We start from the raw sequence: 22,915 nt of genomic DNA, 5'->3' as shown, positions 1-22,915 counted from the left end.
GTTTATCACGCTACTCATTGCGCCCTTCTCTTGAGGGAAATACGTAGATCGGCCAGGTAGTTGTACTATAAAGGCAGAGTTTGCAGGATACAAGATGGATATGGGGTGGAGGGCATGTTTCATGCCCACTCACTTTTATCATCAATGAGTCAGAGGGTGTTCTGACCATTGCTTCAACAGGTCTATCCAGGCTGGATGATCATTCAGGCAGGGAATGAGTTCCAGTGATTGACCCCCGGCTTTAATAAACTCCTCTTTGGCCCCTATGCCGATTTCTTCCAGCGTTTCCAGGCAGTCAGAAACAAAAGAAGGGCAGATAACCAGTACTTTTCTGGCTCCTTGATCCGCCAGTTGCTTGAGAACATCGAGAGTATTTGGCTCCAGCCACTTGGCTTTTCCCAGTCGGGACTGGAAGCCAACGCTGTATTTATCGATCGGGACGCCTGCTTTTTCAACAAAGGCCTCTGTTGTCTGATATACCTGATGTCGATAGCAGGTTTTGTGAGCAATGGAGGTTTTCTGGCAGCAGCTTTTATCTTTCAGGCAGTGATTGCCGGTTGGGTCATCTTTTGTAATGTGGCGCTCTGGTACGCCATGGTAGCTGAACACCAGGTGATCAAACTCTTTTTCCAGCCAGGGCTTTGCACTTTCGACCAGCGCTTCAATGTAGCCATCGTGATCATAGAACACCGGGTGGACACGAAGTGGCAGGGTGATGCCCATTTCCTGCATCAGGCTTTTGGCCCGTTCAATCACGGTTTTTACCGATGACATGGCGTAGTGTGGGTAGAGTGGGAACAGCAGGATCTCTTCGATGCCCGGTTGCTTTGCCAGATTGCTCAGAGCCTTTGCCATATCCGGTTTGCCGTAGCGCATGGCCAGCTCAATCGGGATGCTGGTGCGCTCTCTGAGCTGTTCCGCGCACTTTTCGCTGTTGACAATGAGTGGTGAGCCCTGCTCAGTCCAGATGGCGCTGTAAGCTTCAGCGGATTTTGCCGGACGGGAAGGTAAGATAAAAAGGCTGAGGATAAGCCTGCGAATCACCCATGGCAGGTCAATCACATGCTTGTCCATCAAAAACTCATTGAGATAGTTTCGAACATCTTCAACAGATGTGCTGTCCGGTGACCCCAGATTAACCAGCAAAACGCCTCTGTTTTCCATGGGCTAAAGAGCTCTCTATGATTTGTCAGAAGTACCGCCAATTCCTTTTCATTGTTCAGGTTGGATCGTATGGGTGGAGTACTTCAGGATTGATTAATTGACAGCGAGTTTAACAGCTTTGCAGAGACTTTGGTGAGAATGGTGTCATTTCTTGTTGGTTGAGAGTTCCGGCCTCTGTTCAGAGGCCGGAAACAGGCTCAGGCCTGTTTGCGTCCGGCCCAGTAAAGAGTGATAAAGCCAAAGACAGCGGAGAGTATGGAGCCAGCCAGTACGCCGATGCGATCTGATACCAGGTAGTTGGTATTCACGTTTTCAAAGGCCAGTGAGCCAATGAACAGACTCATGGTAAAACCAATACCGCAGAGTATAGAGAGGCCGTACATCTGGAGCCAGCTGGTTCCGGTGGGCAGTTTGGCCAGTCCGGATTTAACCGCCAGCCAGCAGAAGCTGAATACGCCAATCTGTTTGCCCAGGAAGAGGCCGGCCACAATCCCCAGGGGAATTGGGGTAAACAGGCTTTTGATCTGTTCGGCATTCAGTTCAAGTCCGGCGTTGGCAAAGGCAAAAATAGGCAAAATGACATAATGAACACTGCTGTGCAGGTTGTGTTGCAGGGCTTTCAGCGGTGATCGACCGCTGCGGTCAACGGTTTTCAATGGAATGGTAAATGCCAGAAGCACGCCAGCCAGCGTAGCGTGAACGCCTGACTTTAGCACGCAGATCCAGAGCAATACGCCGACAACCATGTAAGGTCCGATCCTGGTAACATCCCTATGGTTGAAGAAAGCCAGGATTGCCAGTAAGACAGAGGCAATGCCCATGGACATCAGAGATAGCTCTTCAGTGTAGAAAATGGCAATGATAATGATGGCACCAAGATCATCAATGATGGCCAGGGCCAGAAGGAATGTCATCAGTGATGCAGGTGCACGTTTACCGAGTAAGGCAAGAATGCCTACGGCAAAGGCAATGTCAGTGGCGGCGGGGATTGCCCAGCCTTTAATGGCAATAGGGTCTGAGTAGTTAAAAGCAACATAGAAGAGTGCCGGTACCAGCATTCCGCCGATGGCACCAATACCCGGCAGTATAACCTGGGCCGGAGTACTGAGCTCCCCTGCAAGCACTTCCCGTTTGACTTCGAGGCCGATCAAAAGGAAGAAAACGGCCATCAGACCATCATTAATCCACAGCAGCAGTGGTTTGTGGATGTCCAGGGGGCCTGCGGTAAAACGGATGGGGGTTGATAGCAGTAAGTCATAATACTCTGCAAAAAACGTATTGGCAGCGAGCATCGCCAGTGCCGAGGCAATAAAAAGCAGTACGCCAATGGCGTAATCCTGCTGCAAGAAGCTATGAAATCGTCTGGCAAACATGTTTTCTCCAGGTGCCCGCTATAACCGCCCGTAGCCCATTGATTACACCAGTATCTCCGTAAGGATTTCATGCCAGTTGTTGCTTGACAAGTACGTTGGTGCAGCGGGCAAAAAATAGCATTCAGTTTATCTGCACTGAATGCCGCTTGGTATTACGGGCTATTACTTATGGCGGCAGTACGGAGTAAGCCTATAGGGTTATTGGTAGTTCAGGCCGCAGGTTTGCGGGCAAGGGTTACGCGGTCATGACCGGCCAGATCGGTTTCTGTGCGAATTTGTGTGAAGCCTGCCCGGGAAAGGATTGTCTGGACAGGGCTGCCCTGGTCATAGCCGTGTTCTAACAGGAGCCATCCCCCGGGCTTCAGGCTTTGCAGTGAGTGTTCGGCAATCACACGAATATCGTCCAGTCCATCCACTCCAGAGACCAGCGCTGACAGGGGTTCATAGCGAACGTCTCCCTCTTTCAGGTGCGGGTCATTGCTGCAAATGTAGGGGGGGTTGCTGACGATCATATCCATTGAGCCTTCAGCCAGTGGTGAACACCATGAACCCTCAATAAATACGGTATTCCGGATATCATTGATCACCGCATTTTCTGCCGCAACAGCCAGGGCGTCCGGGCTTTTGTCGATAGCGGTAACTTCCCAGTTCGGCCGTTCCTTTGCCAGGGCAAGGGCTATTGCGCCGGTACCGGTTCCCAGGTCGGCCACTTTCATTGTTGATTCGGTGTTTTGATCCAGCGTGCTATCTAAGCCAAGTGCCAGCTCAACCAGTAGTTCGGTGTCTGGCCTTGGGATCAGGGTGGCTTCGGTAACTTTTAACTGCAAGCTCCAAAACTCCCGTTGCCCGATCAGATAGGCTATGGGATGTCCTGCTTTTCGTTGATCGACGAGCTTTACCAACTGAGCCATCTGTTCACTGGTCAGAAGCGCTTCAGGCCAGGTAAAAAAATAACTGCGTGGCTTGTGGAGAACATGTGCCAGCAGCAGTTCTGCATCAAGCCTGGGAGTGGGGCTGGCAGAAAGCATGCGGGATGCTTTTGCCAGGGCGGTGTCAATTCGGGCGCTGCTCATGACTTATTCGCCAGCCAGACTGGCCAATAGCTCAGCCTGATGCTCCTGCAGCAGAGGGTCAATAACCGGGTCCAGTTCACCTTCCACGATTTCCGGCAATTTATAAAGAGTAAGGTTGATACGATGGTCGGTGACCCGCCCCTGGGGATAGTTATAGGTACGAATACGCTCAGAACGGTCACCACTGCCTACCAGACTTTTCCGGGTATCACTGATCTCTTTCGCGGCAGCGGCATCCTGGGCATCCTGAAGTTTGGCCGCCAGCCAGGTCATGGCTTTGGCCTTGTTTTTGTGCTGTGAGCGCTCATCCTGGCATTCAACCACAATACCGCTTGGCAGGTGGGTGATACGAATGGCTGAGTCAGTAGTGTTGACGTGCTGACCACCGGCACCTGATGAGCGGTAGGTATCGATGCGCAGGTCTTCCTTACGGATCTCAATCGCCTGTTGTTCATCGGGCTCCGGCATCACGGCAACGGTGCAGGCAGAGGTATGGATTCTGCCCTGGGATTCAGTCTCAGGAACCCGCTGTACGCGATGGGCTCCCGACTCAAACTTCATTCGACCGTAGACGTCGCTGCCAATAACACGGGTGATTATCTCTTTGTAGCCGCCGTGTTCACCGTCGCTGGCACTGATCACCTCAATTCGCCAGCCGCGTTTTTCCGCGTACCTTGAGTACATTCTGAACAGGTCGCCGGCGAAAATGGCGGCTTCATCGCCGCCTGTTCCGGCACGGATTTCCAGAAAGGTGTTCAGGCCGTCCCTTGGGTCTTTGGGTAACAGCAGCACTTCAAGACTCTGTTCCATTGCTGGCAGCTGTTGTTCGCAACTGGCCAGTTCCTCGCGGGCCAGTTCCGTCATGTCCGGGTCGCCTTCTGCCATCATGGCTTCGGCTTCGGCTTTGTCGCTGAGTACCTGGTCATACTCTTTGTAGGCTTTAACCACCGGTTCCAGTTCAGCGTATTCCTGGGAGAGCTTGCGGAACTGATCCTGGTTACCAATAACCCCGGGGTCACTCAACAGTGCGGAAAGCTCTTCGAAGCGCTCACCGAGGTTTTCCAGTTTGACGAGAATGGACTCTTTCATGATGTCTGTAAAAGGTGTCTATATAAGGGTGGATTCAGAATGCCATCAGGCATCCTGAGTTGAATCGGATTGACGACTGGGGCTCAGGCCCAGAAGTTTCTCGGCCCACTCCAGCTTTTCATGTTGCCCTTTTGCGGCAGCACTTTTCAGCTGTACGCTGGGGTGGTGCATCAGTTTGTTGGTCAGCGAGCGGGCAAATTGCTGCAGTACTTCTTCCGGACTGCCGCCTCTGGCCAGCCATTGCAGTGCTTTCTCAAGCTCCAGGTCTCTGATCGCTTCGGTGCTCTGGCGATAGTTGCGTAACAGGCTGACGGCATCCAGCGCACGCAGGCGGGTCATGAACTCAAAGATATCGGCCTCAATCATGCGTTCAGCCTGTTGGGCTGCATTTTTGCGCTCTTGCAGATTGTCTTCAATTGCATCCTGCAAGTCATCCACTGTGTAGAGAAAAACATCAGCCAGATCACTGACCTCGGGTTCAATGTCCCGGGGAACCGCAATATCCACCATAAACATGGGTTTGTGTTTTCTCTGCTTCAGCGCCTTTTCAACCGTTCCTTTGCCGAGCACCGGTACCGGGCTGGCGGTGGAGCTGATAACAATATCGCTTTCATGGAGTATGTGCGGCAGATCCGATAGCAGGACGGCTTTTCCGCCAAACATGTCGGTCAAGCGCCGGGCTCGCTCCAAGGTACGGTTGGCCACGATAATATTGGCAACGCCCTGCTGGCACAGGTGTCGTGCGGTCAGTTCAATGGTCTCGCCGGCTCCGATCAGTAACGCCGTATTTTCGCTAAGGTCAGAAAAAATCTGTCTGGCCAGTCCGGTAGCGGCATAGGCAACGGATACCGGCTGCGCGTTGATAGCGGTTTCTGTGCGAATCTGTTTGGCCGTGGTGAAGCTGTGCTGAAACAATCGATTCAGACCAGGGCCGGTGGTGTCGGCTTCCTGTGCGCTGGCGTATGCGGATTTTAGTTGTCCCAGAATCTGGGGTTCGCCAAGCACCATGGAGTCAAGCCCACAGGCAACCCGCATCAGGTGGCGGACCGCCTGTTCATCATGGAAGAGGTAGCTGTGTTCTGATAGTAATTTGCCGTTGGTCTGATGGTAACCGCTCAGCCAGTCAATCAGTTTGTCGTAGCACTGTCTGACTGTTTCGGCCCCGGAGCTGTGAATAGCACAGTAGATTTCGGTACGGTTGCAGGTAGACAGGATGGCAATTTCTTCAATACCAGTGTGGATTCTGGCGCTTTGCAGCGCATCGGACAGCTGCTCAGCAGAAAAGGCGACCTGTTCCCTCAATGTGATTGGTGCTGTCCTGTGATTGATACCGGCGGTAATATACCCCATCAGACCTCTGTTGCTGTCCAGGTTCACTGCTACTATAGATTGGCTGACATATCCGTACCCGGATTATAAGGCGTTCAATGCCATCTGGGCAGGGAGTTATGTCGCTCAATTGTTCATTTGAAAATGCTTTCAGAGGCGCATTCCCTGGTGAAGGGGGGCAAGGCCTGACATTTTCTGCTTAAGGCTTTCTTTCAGGAAAGCTCTTGATTGCTGGAGTGTTGTGCAAATCCTGCTTATGTTTTTTCTGACTTATGACCATGTCCGATACTTCAATCGCAGTTATCAGGTTCACACTCAGGAGCGGGGCTGCTGGATTGATGGGTGTTTCGGCCGATCAATTCTGCAATGGAAAGCGTGTAACTGCAAACTCTCTTCACGTTTTTTAATGGAAATCAGGGGAAAGGGCATACCATCCATGATTAGAACGATTGCCGGGGCTGAATTATTCATCAACGGGGCTGAGGTTTTCAGAAAATATTGTAAAAAGTTGACGCTTGTTTTTGCTGTTTTCCTGGCGGGTTGTGCCAGTAAGAATGTTCAGCAAGTGGATCATAGCGCTGTAACTGCAACGAACGGTCAATCACAGGCCGGGGTTGATGAGCCTGTTACCCCTTTTGCCGCGGAGACGCTTTATGATTTGCTGGTGGCAGAGATTGGCGGCCAGCGTCAGCGTTATGATCTGGCGCTGGGCAATTATTTAAAACAGGCACACAAAACCAGAGATATTGGCGTAGCCCGGAGAGCCTACCAGGTTGCCGTTTATGTAGGGGCAAGGCAGGCAGCGCTGGATGCTTCATTACTCTGGGTCGAACTGGAGCCGGAAAACCCGGATGCACTGCATGGGTCTGCTCTTGAGCTGCTGTATGCCGGTCAGTATGACCGGGCCTTTGCCCGGATGAGTCAACAACTTTCTTTGGGGGGCAGTCCGGCCTTTGATGTGCTTGCCAGTGCCGCTGGCAACGAGCAGGGGCGGCTGGCTACAGATAGCCAGCTTGAACTTATCCAACAGTTTGACCAATTGTCTCAGGCTTACCCGGATTATCCTGTGCTGAAGTTGGGTAGAGCCATTTTGCGTCAGCAGACCGGTGCGTTTGAATCGGCACTGACTCTGGCTAATGAGCTTCTGCGGCAGGATCGCGGGTTTGTCCCTGCCATGATGGTGAAAGGGCGGGCCTTACACAAATTGAAACGGGATGCTGAAGCTGAAATTATGCTTGCTGACGCGATTCGGCGTCACCCGGAGAAAAACCGCCTGCGCTTGTTATATGGCAGAGTTCTTGTTCATGCCGGTAAGCTCGACCTGGCAAGGAAGCAGTTTGAAATTCTGCTTGAGAGGGCTCCCGGAGAGAGTGATATTGTCTTGTCTCTGGCACTTATCACCTCAGAAAATGGTCTGGAGCAGGAAGCTGTGCAGTACTTTGAACAGCTGTTGGCCCTTGGTGAGCGAAACAATACAGCCCATTACTATCTTGGACGTTTGAGTGAGAAGCAGGAAAAATATTCTGCTGCCAAAGAGCATTATCTTTCTGTAGGTCCCGGAAAGGAGTTTATGGCGGCTCAGGTGGCACTGACTCAGATGTTGGTTGGGCAGAACAAACTGGAGGAGGCGCTGACCCATGTGGGGGAAGCAAGAAGCCGTCATCCTGCCCGGATGGAGTCGCTTTTCCTGTTGGAGGGAGAGCTTCTGGTTAATGATCGTCAGCTGGGCAAGGCGCTGATATTGTTTGAACGGGCACTTAAAACAAACCCTGAATCGGTCAATCTTCTCTATTCAAGAGCGATGGTTTATGAAAAGCTGAATGATCTGGAGGGGTTAGAGAAGGATCTGCGTTCTATTCTGGCGTTTGATCCTGACAATGCTGCGGCATTGAATGCCCTGGGCTATACCCTGGCTGATCGAACCGACCGGGTTAAAGAAGCGGAAGCGCTGATTTTACAGGCTTATGATTTGAACAGCGAGGATCCGGCTATCCTGGACAGCATGGGGTGGGTGCAGTTTCGTCTCGGGAACCTGGATCAGGCAGAGAAGTATTTGAGAATGGCATACAGCCAGTTTCCTGATGCGGAGATCGCTGCTCACCTGGGTGAGGTGCTCTGGGTGAAAGGTGAGCAGGATGCTGCCCGGTCTCTGTGGGCGGAAGCGCTGCGGAAAAGCCCTGATAGTCAGATTTTAAAGGATACGATGGGGCGGCTCACAGGGGGTGATCCCATGAGTCAGGCAGAAACAGTCAGTACTGCGCCGTGATTTTTTTAACAGTAAATGCCACGCCTTCAGTGGTCTGAAGAAGATTTTGCGGTGTGTGCGCATAAAATAGCTTGGTGTATATGGGAATGGGTGTTGAAAAGTACTTTTCTGGTTTGAGAATTTTACTGGTTCTGTGTGTTTTCATCCTTGCCGGCTGTGCTTCCCGAGCGGTTGATTCGGGCAGGCAGGTCAGTGGCGAAGAGAGAGAACAGCGCTGGCAGAGGCACCAGGAACGTTTGGGGTTGATTCAGGCCTGGGATATGACCGGCCGTCTTAACATGAAGGTTCCAGGGCAATCAGGTACGATGTCGCTTGACTGGCAACAACAAGGTGATCAATACAGGTTGGCCCTGGAAGGCCCCCTGGGTGCATCCATTGCTCGTATCTCGGGGGGGCGTCAGGGTGTGTCGGTCACTGCCTCGGATGAAACCCGTTATGGTCCGTCACCGGAGATGCTGCTGTATTCGCTGACCGGGTGGCAGTTTCCGGTCAGTAATCTGAAGTACTGGGTTCGGGGGTTGCCAGTGCCTGGCGATGATGCCAGGGTCCAGCTGAATAACCTGGGATACCCTGACAAAATTGAACAGCAGGGTTGGGTGGTTGCTTACCAGCAATACGGATTGAGTGGCAGTCAGCGATTACCTGTCCGCCTGGTTGTAAGCCGTGGTGATGTTCGATTGAGTCTGATAGTGAGTAGCTGGCAGCTTTAATACTGCCAGTCAGTTTTTGCCTATGTTAATGGTGGCAAGTGGGGAGGTCATTCCCGGGTCAGAGTATTTCCCAGATGCCTTCCGGGTTGTATTGAGAAATGGTTATTAATCTGTCTAACACTCTATAAACGGTATCGTGGTAGCTTCCACAGCCATTTGGTGGGTTCAGGGCCTCCATTGCAGCCCTGTTTTCGACCATGTAGTTGCGAATTTCCAATAATGGCTTTACCGCACGGCTTCCTGTCATGCCTTCGATAACATGTATTCCTGTACCTGGTTTTGCAGCACAAAACATTGGTGTTACGTTATAGGAACAATTGACGAAAGTATCTTCACCATACCCTTTCATCTGAAAGTCATAGCCCATAATTACCATCCTCGTTTGAGTCAGGGTGAATGATTTGCAATTAAGTGATGGGTCAAAAGTGATCAATCAGACCTTGTTTTCCGGTGTTAAGTTCAAGGTTGGATGTTTTTCTTCGAGTACTTCTGTCTTAATGCTTTCCTGGGCATTTTGAGCCATTATGATGACGGTGTTTTTTTTGGAGTATTCTGGATGCTGACAGAATTAGTGTTGCCAGCCCCTGCCAAGTTGAACCTGTTTCTGCATATCACTGGCCGCAGACCTGATGGCTATCATAATCTGCAAACACTTTTTCAATGTCTGGATTTTGGTGATCAGCTGACTATCACCAGCAGTGATTCGGGTATTGAGCTGGTTACTGACCTTGAAGGAGTGGAGCATGAGGATAATCTGATTGTTAAGGCCGCCCGTCTTCTGCAACAGGAGACCGGTTGTCGTCTTGGTGCAAAGATTCATCTTGATAAACAGCTGCCCATGGGGGGAGGGCTTGGTGGTGGTAGTTCCAATGCCGCGACCACTCTGTTAGGACTTAATGCCTTGTGGGGGCTGAGCCTTTCGATTGATCAGCTGGCGGCACTTGGTTTAAGACTGGGGGCCGATGTTCCGGTGTTTGTGCGCGGGCACAGCGCTTTTGCCGAAGGGGTGGGTGAAATTCTTACTCCAATCGAGCTTCAGGAAGCGTGGTTTCTGGTTCTGGTTCCCAATGCTCAGGTGAATACCGCTGCGATGTATGGCCACAGTGAATTGACAAGAGATTCATTGCCAATTACAGTGCGCGACGTCCTTGAACGAGAGGGGGCGGCCCTTGATCAGGCTCCGGGTAACTATCTGGAGCGGCATCACAGGCAACAGCGGCGAAACGATTTCGAACCTCTGGTTCGTTCACTGTATCCCGAGGTTGATAAAACGCTCTCTCTGTTGGATAATCTCGCAGATTCAAGCATCGGGCGGGCCATGATGAGTGGTTCCGGGGCATCAGTATTTGCCCGGTTTGCCAGTCGTGAACAGGCGTTAACGGCACAGGCTGAACTGACTCAAAGCGTCACTCGTCCTGAGATTGCAGAGGATACATCAAAGCTACACAGCTTCGTGGCGCGCGGCATTAATCGTTCGCCCCTGCATACGGCTTTGCAGCAGGCAGGTTTTACGCTTACTGCGTAATCTGTTTGTTTATCGCTCAAGACTGTTTTGGTGTTAACTACGATAAATCGGCCTGGATTGTGCGCGGATTGATAAAGAGATTTACTGGGGTGTCGCCAAGCGGTAAGGCATCAGGTTTTGATCCTGACATGCGGGGGTTCGAATCCCTCCACCCCAGCCAGTATTCTGTCCGTGTTCTCCGTCACACCGAAAGTCGTCTCCTGTCATCTACTGATGCTGATTTTTCAGGCAGTGCCCTGCCTGAACCCTCTCTCGTTACTCGATTTTTCCACCTACGCCCAGTACCCAAGCAAGGTAATTTCCCGTGTCGAAAATGATGGTGTTTGCCGGCAGCTCAAATCCGGATTTGGTTCACAAAGTTGTCAATCACCTGCATATCCCACTTGGCAAGGCTTACGTTGGCCGTTTCAGTGATGGCGAGTGCGCCGTAGAAATCCAGGAAAATGTCCGTGGCCGGGATGTATTCATCATCCAGTCAACCTGTGCGCCGACCAATGATAACCTGATGGAGCTTCTGGTAATGGCGGATGCCATGCGTCGCTCTTCGGCGGTTCGTGTAACGGCCGTTCTGCCTTATTTTGGTTATGCCCGTCAGGATCGTCGCCCCCGTTCCAGCCGTGTACCGATCAGTGCCAAAGTGGTGGCGGATATGATTGCCAGTGTGGGTGTGGATCGTGTGTTAACGGTTGACCTGCATGCGGACCAGATTCAGGGCTTCTTCGATATCCCTGTGGATAACGTCTACGGTTCACCCATTCTTCTGGACGATATTGAGCGTCGTAATTACAGTGATGTGATGGTGGTTTCACCGGACCATGGGGGTGTCGTTCGTGCCCGTGCCGTGGCCAAGCGATTGAACTCTGACCTGGCTATTATCGATAAGCGCCGTCCAGAGGCCAACAAGAGTGAAGTCATGAATATCATCGGTGATGTGTCCGGGCGCACCTGTATTCTTGTTGACGATATGGTGGATACGGCCGGTACCCTGTGTCAGGCCGCTGCTGCCCTGAAAGAGAAGGGAGCAAAAGCCGTTTATGCCTACTGTACTCACCCGATCCTCTCTGGCCGTGCCCTGGAAAATGTTGCCAACTCCCAGCTGGATGAGCTGGTGGTGACCAACACCATTCCTCTGAGTCCGGCGGCCCAGGCGCTGGATAAGATTCGTCAGCTGGATATGTCTACTCTGCTGGCTGAGTCTGTGCGTCGTATCAGTAATGCCGAATCCATTAGTGCGATGTTTCAGTAAATACCCAGTCTGGTGCGGGAAACATATTTTGCTTTTTTGCGCCATGCCGGTATGATATCGCACCTTTGAATCCCTTTGGGGGGTTCTGTTTGAACAGCCTGACGCTGCCTGGTCGCAAGGCGGCGGCAGGTCTATTGGAGATTATCATGTCTGAAGCAATCGTTTTAAACGCAACAGCGCGTAAGGATATCGGGAAAGGTGCGAGCCGCCGCCTCCGTCGTGCTGACCTGGTGCCTGGTATCATCTACGGTGGTGAAGCTGAGCCGGTACAGATCACTCTGGAAGGTAAAGCCATCCGTAAGGTTCTGGAAGTTGAAGCTTTCTACTCTCAGGTTCTGACCCTGACGGTCGATGGCACCAGGCAGCAGGCTATCCTGAAGGACCTGCAGCGTCATCCGGCTAAAGAGTTCGCCATGCACATGGACTTCCTGCGTGTTGATGCGGACCATGAGATCACTACCAACGCTCCTCTGCACTTCATCAATGAAGAAGAGTGTGTCGGTGTGAAAGCGGGTGGTGCGATCGTACACAACCGTGTGGATCTGGAAATCAAGTGTCTGCCAGGTGACCTGCCAGAGTTCATCGAAGTTGACATGGCCAAGGTTGAAGTGGGCGGCCACGTTCACCTGAGCGACCTGACCATTCCTGCGGGCGTTGAAGTTATCGCTCACGGTCAGGATCTGGACATTGCCAGTGTTCAGGCTACTCGCGGTGGTTCTGACGAAGAAGCATCTGCTGAAGAAGCTGGCGAAGAGTAAGCAGAAGGAGGCGTTATGGCAAAATCTTCGGAGCTTTTACCCTCAAATGAGTCGATTCGACTGGTTGTGGGTCTGGGAAATCCCGGGTCACAGTACGAAGATACCCGCCATAATGCCGGCTTCTGGTACGTTGAGCAGTTAGCAAGAAGCTACGGTGCTATCTTGCAGCCAGAAAAGAAGTTTTTTGGCATGACTGCCAGGGTGCTGATAGGCGGACAGGAAGTTCGCCTGCTCAATCCTGGAACCTTTATGAATCGAAGTGGTCAGGCTGTTGCTGCCATGGCGACTTTCTTTAAAATCCCTCCTGAATCTATCCTTGTGGTTCACGATGAGCTTGACCTGCCCGCTGGCGTTGGCCGCTTGAAGCAGGGTGGCGGCCATGGTGGTCATAACGGTCTCAGAGATATTATCTCTTCCCTTGGTAACAGTCGTGAGTTTTTACGGCTTCGGCTTGGCATCAGCCATCCCGGCAACAGCAAAGATGTGGTGAACTATGTGTTGACCAAACCATCGGTTGCAGAGCGGCAAAAGATTGATGCGGTTATTGATGAATCGATCCGGGTCACACCTGAAGCCTTGAATGGCAAACGATCCAAAGCGGTGCAGGAGTTGCATACGTTCTCTGCCTGAGAGTTTCCACTATTGCCTGCTTACTGACTTGACACATTCAATTCGGGAATTGGCCAGTAATCATTGCCATTAAACAGTTTCCCCTTTCTCAGCATGGCGTTGTCGATCAATCGGCAGATCAGTTCCTCAAACTCTATTCCGGCATGCCTTGCTCCATCGGGAAACAGGCTGGTGGGCGTCATTCCGGGAAGATTATTGATTTCAGCAAAGATCGGCTCTCCGTTTTCGGGAACCATAAAATCGGAGCGGCTGATATCCCGGCAGCGAAGCAGTTGGTGTGCTTGCAGAGCGATCTCCTGAACTCTTTTTCGCTGATAATCCGTAATACGGGCGGGAATAATATGTTCACTCAGGCCCGGTGTGTAGCGATGGGTATAGTCATACCAGGCATTATCAGGCGTGATGATTTCTGTGGTTGGCAGCACTTGTGGGCTATCCAGCTCAAGTACCCCGGCGGTGACTTCTCTGCCATGAATAAATGTCTCCACCAATAGTTGTTCATCTTTCTCAAAGCCGCTTCCAAGTCGTTCTTCCAGCTCTTGCTCGCCCCGGGCAAACTGAATGCCGATACCAGAGCCCTGGGCGAAGGGCTTGATAATCACCTTCTCCCCGAGGGCTTCCATGCATTGGCTGACGGAGCGGTTTAGCGGGTCTCCACGGGAAACGATACAGTCTTTCGCCATGGGGATGCCCGCAGCCTGTAAAATACGCTTGGTAGCGACTTTGTCCAGGGCGCAGGCGCTTCCAAGGACCGTTGAGCCAACATAAGGGATGCCCATAATCTCAAGAAGCCCCTGCAGGCAGCCATCCTCCCCCATGGGGCCGTGGGCGACGGGAAAAACCACATCGACCTGGTGGAGGGTCAGGTTGGCAGGCAGCATCTTGTCCAGCTCAAGAGTGACTACTTTCCGATAGTTTTTCTCCAGGGGCGGGCTGATGCGACCCGCAGAGAGTCTTGAAACACTGGCTTCAGGGGAAGGACCGCCACAAATGATTCCCACGGTAATACTTCTGTCTGGCATCTAATGATCCACAAGATTAAGGGTGCAGTTCATCAAATGTAGTTGTTTTTGTTGTCCTGCATCTTGTTAATTAATATTCCGAGGTTGCCCAGCGATAAAATCCAGAGGCCAGAATGATGCCCAGCCCGGCTTTCATAACGGTATAGATGTGAGGGGATGTTGAGAGGTAGCTGGCAATAATATAAAAAAGCATGGCCGTACTTGCGATTTCTACGGTGGCCAGAATGCCTCCCGCGGCACCCGTCAGGCTGGGAATGCTTTGCATGCCTAAAGTATGGCTAATAGTTCCTGTCAATGGGCTGGAGCCTTTCCAGAGTTTGCTGATATAGGGGTGTCTTTGGGCATAATCGGGGAGATCGTATAGGGAGGGAAATTCCTCGATTATTTCCCAGTCATTAACCAGCGCAGTCAGATAATGCCTGTCATCGGTGGAAGTTATCAGTGCAGCTGGTTGAGCATCAAAACGGGTGTTGCCTTTGCTTTCTTCGGCAAGCTGTAATTGCCTGGCGGCTTCTATAAGCTGATTGATCTCTTGTGATTCTGGTCTGGCAGTTGTTTCATTGTTTAGAAAGTGCATATGGTTTCTAAGGAGTAAAGAGCTGTAGGTTACAGGAAGCTCGCTCCCGTTGTTGTCACTTCTATCGTATAGCTGAGCCGTTGCTATTTCTGTTGGTATTGCACTAACGCCTCGTTTATTGAGAGAAAGAACAGCTACCGCTGGTGCCACGTTGATAGTGCCATTTTCGACCCTGTGGCATAGAAGGGCGTCGACCGTTGAAGTTCCGTCAAAATGTAATTCATTTAACACTCTGGTGATTTTGGGTGTGGCCGCTCTGGCCGGTTGCCAGGTTTCATCGGTTTCGTTTTCTGTGCGGCTCGGTGTAATAAGAGAAAGGTGGGAGATTTTTTTGATTCGCTGGTCGTGGCAATAAAAGTTGTTTGAAAGTTGAGGAGGGCTTTCAGGTAAAACAATGGGAGGAGAGCATGGGTCGATAAAGTAATCCGCCGGGGCAAGCACTCGATCGTTGCCAATGAGAATACCTTTTGCCATTCTTTTTTGCCTGGCAAGGGGGTTGCCCTTGCAGTGGTCAAAGTGAGCGGTAATGACTGGGGTGGCGTTGGAATGCTTTTCAAGGGTGTAGCCGGTGGTTGTGAGATATGAATCGGCAGGGTCGCCGGTTGCCATTGGTTGAGTGCTTTCTGCTGCAATGGCTGTGAGTGGCAAAGCTGACAGGGCAAGTATCAGTTTACAAATAACGGTTTTGATCAATTGTTTCACAGGATTGTCGCCTTGGTTATTCAGGTAATACACCTTGTTAAAGTTGAAACGGCTTGTCTCCATGGGGTGGTCGCAAGCGCTTTTGGGTAATTCGTTTTAATGTTGAGTGCTTGGACATTTTTTTGTGCGAATAATTCTATTTTTTGCGAACGACCATAAATTTGTTTGGCCGGGACCTGAATTTCTGATTATTTTGATTGTGATTTTTAGTGTTTTCCGTAATATCGGCAACGAGTGTACTTTTGTCTGTTACGGCAGTACGGGCGGCTGAGATAAATTGAACAAGGCATGAAGACTGAGTCCTGGTTTCAGGTAATCAAACTGCTGAAGAGCCAGCAGGATGTGGAAGCGCTCCATGAAATTATGGCGGTGTTACTGACTCGAGAAGAACGGGAAGCGATTGGCTCAAGGCTGGCCATTATGCGGGCCCTGATTTCGGGAAAAGAGTCTCAACGGGAGATAGCTGCGCGGATCGGGGTGAGTATCGCCAAAGTAACCCGCGGTTCAAATTATCTGAAAACGCTGTCTGCTACTGAAATAGCCATGATTGAACAGATTTAAATAGTTAGTGTCTTATTAGAAAACAGCCTTGAGCCAGAAACAGCCCTGAGCCGGAAACAGCCCTGAGCCGGAAACAGCCCTGAGCCGGAAACAGCCCTGAGCTGGATAAGCAAATAGACCCATAGCAGTAGGAATAAGAATGTCTGAAGCAGTTATAACGGAAAGTTCTGCGGGCGCTGCCGGAAAGCAGGGTTCGGTTCTTGGGGGAACGGTGATCGTAGCCGGAACCGCGATTGGTGCCGGGATGTTTTCACTGCCAGTAGCCACCAGCGGTCTCTGGTTTGGTTACTCAATGCTGCTGATGGTCTTTACCTGGTATTGCATGTACAGCGCATCACTCTACCTGCTGGAAGCTAATCTGCGCTTTCCTTTGGGGGCGAGTTTTGACTCTATTGCCGAGGGCACCATTGGTTCTTTTGGTCGTATTGTTAACGGTGCTTCTGTTGCCTTTCTCTGTTACATCCTGACTTACGCTTACATCTCGGGCGGCAGTTCCATTATTACTTATTCCCTGGAAGCCGTGGATGGTGTTTCTCTTTCTCCACCTATGGCCAGCTTTGTTTTTGCCCTGGTGCTTTCTGCTATCGTAATGATCGGAACCCGTGCCGTTGACCGGGTCAGTACGGTGCTGATTGGTGGAATGGTGATCACCTTTCTGTGGAGTATCAGTGGCTTACTGGGTAATGCGTCCTCTGATAATCTGATGCCGGGCCTGTCGTTTGCCGAGGTGTCTCCGTTCTCTTTCGGAGCGTTGGGCTTTCTGACTGTCAGTTTCGGTATGCAGACCGCTGTACCCAGCATCACCCGCTATCTCAATAAGGATGGCAAACAGGTAAGATTTGCCCTTTTGACCGGCTCGTTGCTGGCCCTGGCGTTTTATGCTCTGTGGCAGTTCAGTTTCTTTGGCAATCTGCCCCGTGAGGCGTTCCCGGCCATTATTGCTGCCGGAGGCAATATTGGCGATATGCTGGGTGCACTTTCCGGGTCTGGTCTTAATGTAAATGTATCCAATGTGTTGCAGTGGTTTGCCAATATGGCGGTGGCCAGCTCATTCCTGGGCGTTGCCCTGTGTCTGTTTGATTACATCGCAGACCTGTTCGGTTTCGACAGCAGCTTTGTGGGTCGCTTAAAAACAGCTGCCATCACGTTTATACCGCCAACCCTGTTGGGGGTATTCCTGCCCAATGGTTTTATTACTGCCATTGGCTTCGCCGGGCTGGTGCTGGTTGTTTTCTGTATTCTCTCTCCGGTAGTGATGGCCTGGGTTGGCCGTCAACGGGGTGAGGGTGGCTATCAGGTGCCGGGCGGGACCGTGAGAATGGCACTGATTTTCCTCTTTGGCATTGTGGCTATGGTGCTGGCGGGGCTCGATTTGATGGGGGTTCTGCCAAAGTTTGGCTGATGCCTGTTTGATGTGATTGGATTGAGCGCCTGGAGAGTATTTCTCTGGGCGTTTTTTTATCTGCCGACATAAAATTTCTGAAATTTTTTCCCCCAGTCTTTATAATTCGCCCCCATTAACTATCTTCAGGAGCGAGCAGAAGCGCTATGGGTTTCAAATGTGGCATCGTTGGATTGCCAAACGTTGGTAAATCAACGCTATTTAATGCCTTAACCAAGGCGGGTATTGATGCAGAAAACTTCCCGTTCTGCACCATTGAGCCCAATGCCGGTGTTGTCGCCATGCCAGACCCCCGTCTGGATAAGCTGGCGGCAATCGTTAAACCTCAGCGAGTGTTGCCGACCACCATGGAGTTCGTGGACATCGCGGGTCTTGTTGAAGGCGCTTCCAAAGGGGAAGGCCTTGGTAACAAGTTTCTGGCGAATATCCGTGAGACGGATGCAATTGCCCATGTGGTTCGCTGCTTTGCCAATGACAATGTTATTCACGTGGCCAACAAGATTGATCCCCGTGCAGATATTGAAATCATCAATATGGAACTGGTGCTGGCGGATCTGGAAAGCTGCGAAAAACAGCTGCAGCGTGTTGCCCGTTCTGCCAAAGGTGGTGATAAGGATTCCGTAGCCCAGAAGGGGGTGCTGGAAAAAATCATTCCGCATCTGGAAGCTGGTAATCCGGTTCGCTCTCTGGATATGAGTGATGATGAGCGGAAGCTTGTTCGTTTATTCCACCTGCTGACCATCAAACCCACCATGTATATTGCCAATGTGGATGAGGGTGGTTTTGAGGATAACGACTACCTGGACACCGTTCGGGAAATCGCTGCCCGGGAAGGAGCCGTGGTGGTCCCAATCTGCAACAAGCTGGAATCGGAAATCGCCGAACTGGATGATGACGAGCGAGCAGAGTTTCTTGCGGATCTTGGCATGGAAGAGCCTGGCCTGGATCGTGTTATCCGCGCCGGTTATGAACTGCTGGGTCTGCAAACCTACTTTACCGCAGGGGTGAAAGAGGTCAGGGCCTGGACGGTGAAGGTGGGTGCCACTGCGCCGCAGGCTGCCGGTGTTATTCATACAGACTTTGAGCGTGGTTTTATTCGTGCGGAAGTCACCGGCTATGATGATTTCATTAAATACAATGGTGAGCAGGGTGCCAAGGAAGCTGGCCGTCTGCGCGTAGAAGGCAAAGCGTATATTGTTCAGGATGGTGATGTTATGCACTTCCTGTTTAATGTTTGAACCTGGCTGAAAAAAAAACGACGGAAGAAGGCACGCGAAAGCGTGCCTTTTTTCGTTGTGCCAGTGCGTCGGGTATTTGCCTGTCGTCGTGTTATGAATCTGCGTTGCTTATAGGCTTTTTGCTTGACAGGCTCAGGTGAAATCACTAAAGTGCGCACCATCTTTCGGCGGCTAGGTAGCTCAGTTGGTTAGAGCACAGCACTCATAATGCTGGGGTCGGCAGTTCGAATCTGCCCCTAGCTACCATCTAATCTTTTCTGCAAGATTTATGATGGTTGCTAAAACGAGTTTTCGTATAGTAGCATCGAAAGGCCTTTGTGAGCGAAGAGATAACAATTCGCTAATTTGCTGGGGTGTCGCCAAGCGGTAAGGCATCAGGTTTTGATCCTGACATGCGGGGGTTCGAATCCCTCCACCCCAGCCATTTATCCTGTTGCTGTGGCAGTTGTTGTAACAGTCGTTGTAACAGCTGTAGAGATAAAGAATGGCATGTTTCTTGACATGAGCATTCTGAATCACGACAATAGCGGCCCGATTCAGTGGCTAGGTAGCTCAGTTGGTTAGAGCACAGCACTCATAATGCTGGGGTCGGCAGTTCGAATCTGCCCCTAGCTACCACTAGTTCGAATATGCATCCTGCATAATCTATTGGGGTGTCGCCAAGCGGTAAGGCATCAGGTTTTGATCCTGACATGCGGGGGTTCGAATCCCTCCACCCCAGCCATACAGAACCTTCCTGAGATATCAGGAAGGTTTTTTTGTGCCTCTGTTTTTAATCAGGCCGTTAAGGCTTGAGATGGTTCAGGGGTAAAGCGGTCTTATGAACCGGCTGGCGGAGTACAAAGCTGGAATGTACGCCGGTGACGCCAGTAATTTTTGTGATCTTGTTTAGCAGAAAATCCTGATAGTAATTCATGTCCGGCACCATCACCTTGACCATATAGTCTGCCGATTGCCCGGTAATCAACAGGCACTCAATCACTTCGTCATAACTGTTGATGGTTTCTTCAAAGTGTTCAAATCGCTCCGGGGTGTGTCTATCCATACTGATATGAATCAGAACGGTAAGGCTTAGTCCCAGCTTCTGTGGGTTGAGCAGTGTTACTCTGGCGGTTATTAATCCTGACTCCTCCAGCTGCCTGACCCTGCGCAGGCATGGGGATGGCGTCAGTCCAATCAGATCGGCCAGATCCTGATTGCTGATATGGGCATTCTGTTGCAGCGCTTGAAGTATCCGGATATCGTAACGATCGAGTTTCATGATATTTTCTTTTAATAATTATTAAGTCTTTGGAATATTATTGCGCTGTTTTTGGGTTTTATCCACCAATTCGCAATCTTTTGCCACGCCGTTTTTTCTATAATTATCCCGTAATAAAGAGTGTCGCCAAAAGTGACCTTCAGCCATCCCGGCCACAAGCCTGAGATGAAAAAGTATTCCCAATCAGGAATGCTGGTCAGAGGAACTCACAAGGTTCAATGACGGAGAGCGTATTAGCAGGCCAGGTGTTATGAGCTCAAGCGAGATTACCAACCGCTGATTATCTGGGGAGATAATCAGCGGTTTTTGCTATTGGTACGAATATTTTTTTACGGGTTTTTAATAACCCGGTAATCGAAAAGTAAGTAGATTCCGTTTGCTGCGGGGTGAACTTTATCTGAATATTTTTTGCTGGACGTTCTATTATTACGCTTCCATAAATTATCAACCTTTATCTGCAAGGATTGACCTTGGACGCAACCATTACTCTGGATCTTGTGCTTTTCCTTTTTACTGTTGCCTCGGTGGCTGGATTTGTTGATTCCATTGCGGGTGGTGGGGGGCTGATATCAATGCCCGCGCTTCTGGCTGCCGGGCTTTCACCGGTTCAGGCGCTGGCAACCAATAAGCTTCAGGGGGCCGCTGGTACGCTGTCTGCCAGTGTTTACTTTATTTCCAAAGGTGCGGTTAACCTGCGGGAGATACGTCTGCCAATAGTGATGACCTTTATTGGCAGCATGATGGGGACGCTGCTGGTGCAGAGGATTGATGCCGGGGTTTTGGAACAGGCCATTCCCTTCCTGCTGATCGGTATTGTCCTTTACTTTCTGTTTTCTCCACGACTGAGCTGTGACCAGTCACGACAGTTGATCTCTGTGCCGGTGTTTGCGTTTACCGTGGCGTTGCTGATCGGTTTTTATGATGGCTTCTTTGGGCCGGGTACCGGTTCGTTTTTTACCATGGCGTTTGCAGGCTTGCTGGGGTATTCCATCACCAGTGCCACCGCTCATACCAAAGTTTTGAATTGCACCAGCAATTTGGCCTCTTTGCTGTTTTTCATTATTGGTGGGCATGCGGTCTGGGCGGTTGGTCTGGTCATGATAGTGGGCCAGGTTATTGGTGCCAGACTTGGCTCATATGTGGTACTTAGCCGCGGCGAGGCATTGATCCGTCCCATGATTGTCTGCGTGTCTCTGGCTATGACGGCCAAACTTCTTTGGGGTAATTATGGACATTTGCTCCAGTGAAAGGCATCTTGTTTGAAACCATTGTCCCTTTTTATCTGTCGAGGCTGCCCGCTACCGGGCAGCTTTGTGGGTAATGCCAGCTGAGTTTGCAAACCCCGTTATTCCCGGTGACTGGTTAGAAAGACAATAGTCTTGGCGGCTGGTTTATAGCCGGAGCAATGGCGAACACCTCAACAGAGTACTTCTAGCCAGATCAGCCGGACATTTGGGTAATTCAGCTGGTTTAATTTCGGAACTTTAGTGCATGGAAACAACCTGGTATAGCTGGCTGTTTGGCGCTGCCTATTTAAGTGCCATTATTGCTTTTGCGGTTGTAGTGATTATGACCCGAAGGCCTGTGGGGGTTTCTCTGGCCTGGCTGGTGTTGCTGTTCGCGTTGCCGGTGGCAGGGTTTGTGCTGTATCTGTTATTGGGTTCGCCCCGCCTGGGCATTGGTCGTTTAAAACGCATGCGCACACTTTATCCGGATTATGCCCAGTGGTATCAGCACCTGGCCCGGATTATCTCAGGTGGTGAGCCATCCCGCTGTCCGGTGACCAGTCATCATGGCATTTTCTCATTGGCAGAAAAAAGCATGAGTATTCCTTTGCTGCCGGGTAACCACCTGCAGCTCTTTTCAGATTTTGAAAACATTATCGAACCTCTGCTGCGTGATATAGAAAATGCCCGGCAAAGTCTCTTGATTGAGTTCTATATATGGGAGCCGGTCGGTCGGGCTGAAGAGGTGGCGGAAGCGGTTATCCGCGCTTCCAGGCGAGGGGTTGATTGTCTGGTTGTGCTGGATAATGTCGGCAGTCGGGATTTTTTGAATGGAGTATGGGCGCGTCGTTTTCGCCTTGAAGGGATCAGTGTTACCGCATCCATGTCAGCCGGCCCTCTGCGCATGCTGGTGGAGCGTATGGATATTCGTAACCATCGGAAGATTCTGGTGGTTGATGATCAGGTGGCCTGGACCGGCAGTTTTAACCTGGTAGATCCATCCCTGTTTAAGCAGGATGCTCAGGTCGGACAGTGGGTGGATGCCATGGTCAGGATTGATGGTGTTGCTGCCCATGTGCTCGGAGCCATCGTGCAGTGGGATAAGGCACTGGAAACCGGGCAGGGGCACCCCTCGTTCAACCGGCAGTATGAGTACCCTTCGGCTGAGCATCGTGGCCGGGACGGTGCATTTGTACACGTTCTGCCGTCCGGACCTGATGTGGACCGGGAAATGCTGCAGCAGGTTCTGCTGACGGCTATTTACGAAAGTCGTCAGGAACTCCTGATCAGTACACCGTATTTTGTGCCCGATGAGTCTTTGCTGACGGCCTTGAAGTCAGCAGCAATGCGTGGTGTGGATGTCCAGTTGCTGGTGCCAGAGAAAAATGACTCGAGAATGGTTCATCATGCCAGTCGCTCCTATTATCAGGAGTTGCTGCAGGCTGGCGTGACTATTCAGCAGTTCAGAGGGGGGTTGCTGCACACCAAGTGTGTTCTGGTGGACCGTGAAACAGCGCTGTTTGGTACCGTAAACCTGGATATGCGCAGTGTCTGGCTGAATTATGAAGTGACGTTGATTGTTTATGATGATGGCTTTGGCCAGCAGATATTTCATGTGCTCCAGTCCTATATGAATCAGGCGGGTGAGGTGGATATCAACCGTTGGTCAAAAAGACCCTTTCGACGGAAACTGCTGGAAAATACGCTGCAGCTATTAAGTCCGCTGCTGTGATTGGGCGCTGGGAATAACGTTAATAGTGATT

Annotated in this window: 20 protein-coding genes and 5 tRNA genes; 16 read left to right on the top strand and 9 right to left on the bottom strand. The window is 51.0% G+C overall.

Going from position 1 to position 22,915, the window contains the following annotated elements; all coding sequences use genetic code 11:
- Positions 1-141: 141 nt before the first annotated feature.
- The 5 genes from hemH to hemA form a co-directional block, all read right to left on the bottom strand.
- Positions 142-1,164 carry a ferrochelatase gene (gene hemH / locus ACO6UX_RS16590; protein ID WP_422449446.1) on the bottom strand — a complete coding sequence of 341 codons (1,023 nt, stop codon included), beginning with the start codon at positions 1,162-1,164 and terminating at the stop codon, positions 142-144.
- A 197-nt stretch (positions 1,165-1,361) separates the two neighbouring features.
- Positions 1,362-2,537, bottom strand: a complete 1,176-nt coding sequence (gene nhaA, locus ACO6UX_RS16585; RefSeq protein WP_422449444.1) for a Na+/H+ antiporter NhaA — start codon at positions 2,535-2,537, stop codon at positions 1,362-1,364.
- 209 nt (positions 2,538-2,746) lie between these two features.
- A complete protein-coding gene (gene prmC / locus ACO6UX_RS16580; protein ID WP_422449442.1) occupies positions 2,747-3,610 on the bottom strand; it encodes a peptide chain release factor N(5)-glutamine methyltransferase in 864 nt (287 codons plus the stop codon).
- A gap of 3 nt (positions 3,611-3,613) precedes the next feature.
- A complete protein-coding gene (prfA, locus tag ACO6UX_RS16575; RefSeq protein WP_422449440.1) occupies positions 3,614-4,699 on the bottom strand; it encodes a peptide chain release factor 1 in 1,086 nt (361 codons plus the stop codon).
- Positions 4,700-4,744: 45 nt separating this feature from the next.
- Complete coding sequence (gene hemA / locus ACO6UX_RS16570) at positions 4,745-6,049, bottom strand: glutamyl-tRNA reductase (RefSeq protein ID WP_422449438.1); 1,305 nt, start codon at positions 6,047-6,049, stop codon at positions 4,745-4,747.
- A 415-nt stretch (positions 6,050-6,464) separates the two neighbouring features.
- Between hemA and ACO6UX_RS16565 the strand changes: the two genes are divergently transcribed.
- A complete protein-coding gene (locus tag ACO6UX_RS16565; RefSeq protein ID WP_422449436.1) occupies positions 6,465-8,294 on the top strand; it encodes a tetratricopeptide repeat protein in 1,830 nt (609 codons plus the stop codon).
- Positions 8,295-8,380: 86 nt separating this feature from the next.
- A complete protein-coding gene (gene lolB / locus ACO6UX_RS16560; RefSeq protein WP_422449434.1) occupies positions 8,381-9,004 on the top strand; it encodes a lipoprotein insertase outer membrane protein LolB in 624 nt (207 codons plus the stop codon).
- Positions 9,005-9,062: 58 nt separating this feature from the next.
- Here lolB and ACO6UX_RS16555 read toward each other — a convergent pair whose 3' ends face one another.
- A complete protein-coding gene (locus ACO6UX_RS16555) occupies positions 9,063-9,371 on the bottom strand; it encodes a hypothetical protein (RefSeq protein WP_422449432.1) in 309 nt (102 codons plus the stop codon).
- Positions 9,372-9,560: 189 nt separating this feature from the next.
- Here ACO6UX_RS16555 and ispE point away from each other — a divergent pair, with 189 nt between their 5' ends.
- The 5 genes from ispE (at position 9,561) to pth (ending at position 13,163) form a co-directional block, all read left to right on the top strand.
- A complete protein-coding gene (gene ispE / locus ACO6UX_RS16550) occupies positions 9,561-10,529 on the top strand; it encodes a 4-(cytidine 5'-diphospho)-2-C-methyl-D-erythritol kinase (RefSeq protein ID WP_422449430.1) in 969 nt (322 codons plus the stop codon).
- Between the two features lie 85 nt (positions 10,530-10,614).
- Positions 10,615-10,689, top strand: a tRNA-Gln gene (locus ACO6UX_RS16545).
- Positions 10,690-10,833: 144 nt separating this feature from the next.
- Positions 10,834-11,775, top strand: a complete 942-nt coding sequence (locus ACO6UX_RS16540) for a ribose-phosphate pyrophosphokinase (protein WP_209275601.1) — start codon at positions 10,834-10,836, stop codon at positions 11,773-11,775.
- 146 nt (positions 11,776-11,921) lie between these two features.
- Entirely contained in the window at positions 11,922-12,533 is a 612-nt protein-coding gene (locus ACO6UX_RS16535; RefSeq protein WP_209200009.1) for a 50S ribosomal protein L25/general stress protein Ctc, read from the top strand.
- 15 nt (positions 12,534-12,548) lie between these two features.
- Positions 12,549-13,163 (top strand): aminoacyl-tRNA hydrolase, encoded by a 615-nt coding sequence (pth, locus tag ACO6UX_RS16530; protein ID WP_422449428.1) that lies wholly within the window; start codon positions 12,549-12,551, stop codon positions 13,161-13,163.
- A gap of 20 nt (positions 13,164-13,183) precedes the next feature.
- On the opposite strand, the gene ACO6UX_RS16525 is transcribed toward pth, so the two are convergent.
- Together ACO6UX_RS16525 and ACO6UX_RS16520 are read right to left on the bottom strand one after the other, a co-directional pair.
- Positions 13,184-14,185, bottom strand: coding sequence for a D-alanine--D-alanine ligase family protein (locus ACO6UX_RS16525; RefSeq protein WP_422449426.1), 1,002 nt, complete (start codon positions 14,183-14,185; stop codon positions 13,184-13,186).
- 70 nt (positions 14,186-14,255) lie between these two features.
- Entirely contained in the window at positions 14,256-15,527 is a 1,272-nt protein-coding gene (locus tag ACO6UX_RS16520) for a hypothetical protein (RefSeq protein ID WP_422449424.1), read from the bottom strand.
- Between the two features lie 225 nt (positions 15,528-15,752).
- Between ACO6UX_RS16520 and trpR the strand changes: the two genes are divergently transcribed.
- From trpR to ACO6UX_RS16485, 7 genes are all read left to right on the top strand, one after another.
- Entirely contained in the window at positions 15,753-16,025 is a 273-nt protein-coding gene (gene trpR, locus ACO6UX_RS16515; RefSeq protein WP_101744812.1) for a trp operon repressor, read from the top strand.
- Between the two features lie 139 nt (positions 16,026-16,164).
- Entirely contained in the window at positions 16,165-17,427 is a 1,263-nt protein-coding gene (locus tag ACO6UX_RS16510) for an aromatic amino acid transport family protein (protein WP_422449422.1), read from the top strand.
- A gap of 146 nt (positions 17,428-17,573) precedes the next feature.
- On the top strand, positions 17,574-18,665 hold the full coding sequence (gene ychF / locus ACO6UX_RS16505) for a redox-regulated ATPase YchF (protein WP_422449420.1): 1,092 nt from the start codon (positions 17,574-17,576) through the stop codon (positions 18,663-18,665).
- A gap of 169 nt (positions 18,666-18,834) precedes the next feature.
- Positions 18,835-18,911 (top strand) — tRNA-Met (locus ACO6UX_RS16500).
- A gap of 103 nt (positions 18,912-19,014) precedes the next feature.
- Positions 19,015-19,089: transfer RNA gene (locus ACO6UX_RS16495), tRNA-Gln, on the top strand.
- A 117-nt stretch (positions 19,090-19,206) separates the two neighbouring features.
- Positions 19,207-19,283: transfer RNA gene (locus ACO6UX_RS16490), tRNA-Met, on the top strand.
- 31 nt (positions 19,284-19,314) lie between these two features.
- A tRNA-Gln gene (locus tag ACO6UX_RS16485) sits at positions 19,315-19,389 on the top strand.
- Positions 19,390-19,449: 60 nt separating this feature from the next.
- Here ACO6UX_RS16485 and ACO6UX_RS16480 read toward each other — a convergent pair.
- Positions 19,450-19,929 carry an Lrp/AsnC family transcriptional regulator gene (locus ACO6UX_RS16480; RefSeq protein WP_422449574.1) on the bottom strand — a complete coding sequence of 160 codons (480 nt, stop codon included), beginning with the start codon at positions 19,927-19,929 and terminating at the stop codon, positions 19,450-19,452.
- A 467-nt stretch (positions 19,930-20,396) separates the two neighbouring features.
- On the opposite strand from ACO6UX_RS16480, the gene ACO6UX_RS16475 reads away from it, so the two are divergent.
- Positions 20,397-21,173, top strand: coding sequence for a TSUP family transporter (locus ACO6UX_RS16475; protein ID WP_422449418.1), 777 nt, complete (start codon positions 20,397-20,399; stop codon positions 21,171-21,173).
- Positions 21,174-21,417: 244 nt separating this feature from the next.
- Complete coding sequence (gene cls, locus ACO6UX_RS16470; RefSeq protein ID WP_422449416.1) at positions 21,418-22,884, top strand: cardiolipin synthase; 1,467 nt, start codon at positions 21,418-21,420, stop codon at positions 22,882-22,884.
- Positions 22,885-22,915: the final 31 nt, after the last annotated feature.

Source organism: Endozoicomonas sp. ALB091, assembly GCF_049310265.1.
Classification (GTDB): domain Bacteria; phylum Pseudomonadota; class Gammaproteobacteria; order Pseudomonadales; family Endozoicomonadaceae; genus Endozoicomonas.
Note: the sequence above shows the minus strand (reverse complement) of the source record. Positions and strands in the feature narration are given on the sequence as shown.

Coding starts and splice junctions, on each gene's coding strand:
- hemH (WP_422449446.1), bottom strand. CDS start 1,164: ATGGAAAACAGAGGCGTTTTGCTGGTTAATCTGGGGTCACCGGACAGC.
- nhaA (WP_422449444.1), bottom strand. CDS start 2,537: ATGTTTGCCAGACGATTTCATAGCTTCTTGCAGCAGGATTACGCCATT.
- prmC (WP_422449442.1), bottom strand. CDS start 3,610: ATGAGCAGCGCCCGAATTGACACCGCCCTGGCAAAAGCATCCCGCATG.
- prfA (WP_422449440.1), bottom strand. CDS start 4,699: ATGAAAGAGTCCATTCTCGTCAAACTGGAAAACCTCGGTGAGCGCTTC.
- hemA (WP_422449438.1), bottom strand. CDS start 6,049: ATGGGGTATATTACCGCCGGTATCAATCACAGGACAGCACCAATCACA.
- ACO6UX_RS16565 (WP_422449436.1), top strand. CDS start 6,465: ATGATTAGAACGATTGCCGGGGCTGAATTATTCATCAACGGGGCTGAG.
- lolB (WP_422449434.1), top strand. CDS start 8,381: ATGGGTGTTGAAAAGTACTTTTCTGGTTTGAGAATTTTACTGGTTCTG.
- ACO6UX_RS16555 (WP_422449432.1), bottom strand. CDS start 9,371: ATGGGCTATGACTTTCAGATGAAAGGGTATGGTGAAGATACTTTCGTC.
- ispE (WP_422449430.1), top strand. CDS start 9,561: ATGCTGACAGAATTAGTGTTGCCAGCCCCTGCCAAGTTGAACCTGTTT.
- ACO6UX_RS16535 (WP_209200009.1), top strand. CDS start 11,922: ATGTCTGAAGCAATCGTTTTAAACGCAACAGCGCGTAAGGATATCGGG.
- pth (WP_422449428.1), top strand. CDS start 12,549: ATGGCAAAATCTTCGGAGCTTTTACCCTCAAATGAGTCGATTCGACTG.
- ACO6UX_RS16525 (WP_422449426.1), bottom strand. CDS start 14,185: ATGCCAGACAGAAGTATTACCGTGGGAATCATTTGTGGCGGTCCTTCC.
- ACO6UX_RS16520 (WP_422449424.1), bottom strand. CDS start 15,527: ATGGAGACAAGCCGTTTCAACTTTAACAAGGTGTATTACCTGAATAAC.
- trpR (WP_101744812.1), top strand. CDS start 15,753: ATGAAGACTGAGTCCTGGTTTCAGGTAATCAAACTGCTGAAGAGCCAG.
- ACO6UX_RS16510 (WP_422449422.1), top strand. CDS start 16,165: ATGTCTGAAGCAGTTATAACGGAAAGTTCTGCGGGCGCTGCCGGAAAG.
- ychF (WP_422449420.1), top strand. CDS start 17,574: ATGGGTTTCAAATGTGGCATCGTTGGATTGCCAAACGTTGGTAAATCA.
- cls (WP_422449416.1), top strand. CDS start 21,418: ATGGAAACAACCTGGTATAGCTGGCTGTTTGGCGCTGCCTATTTAAGT.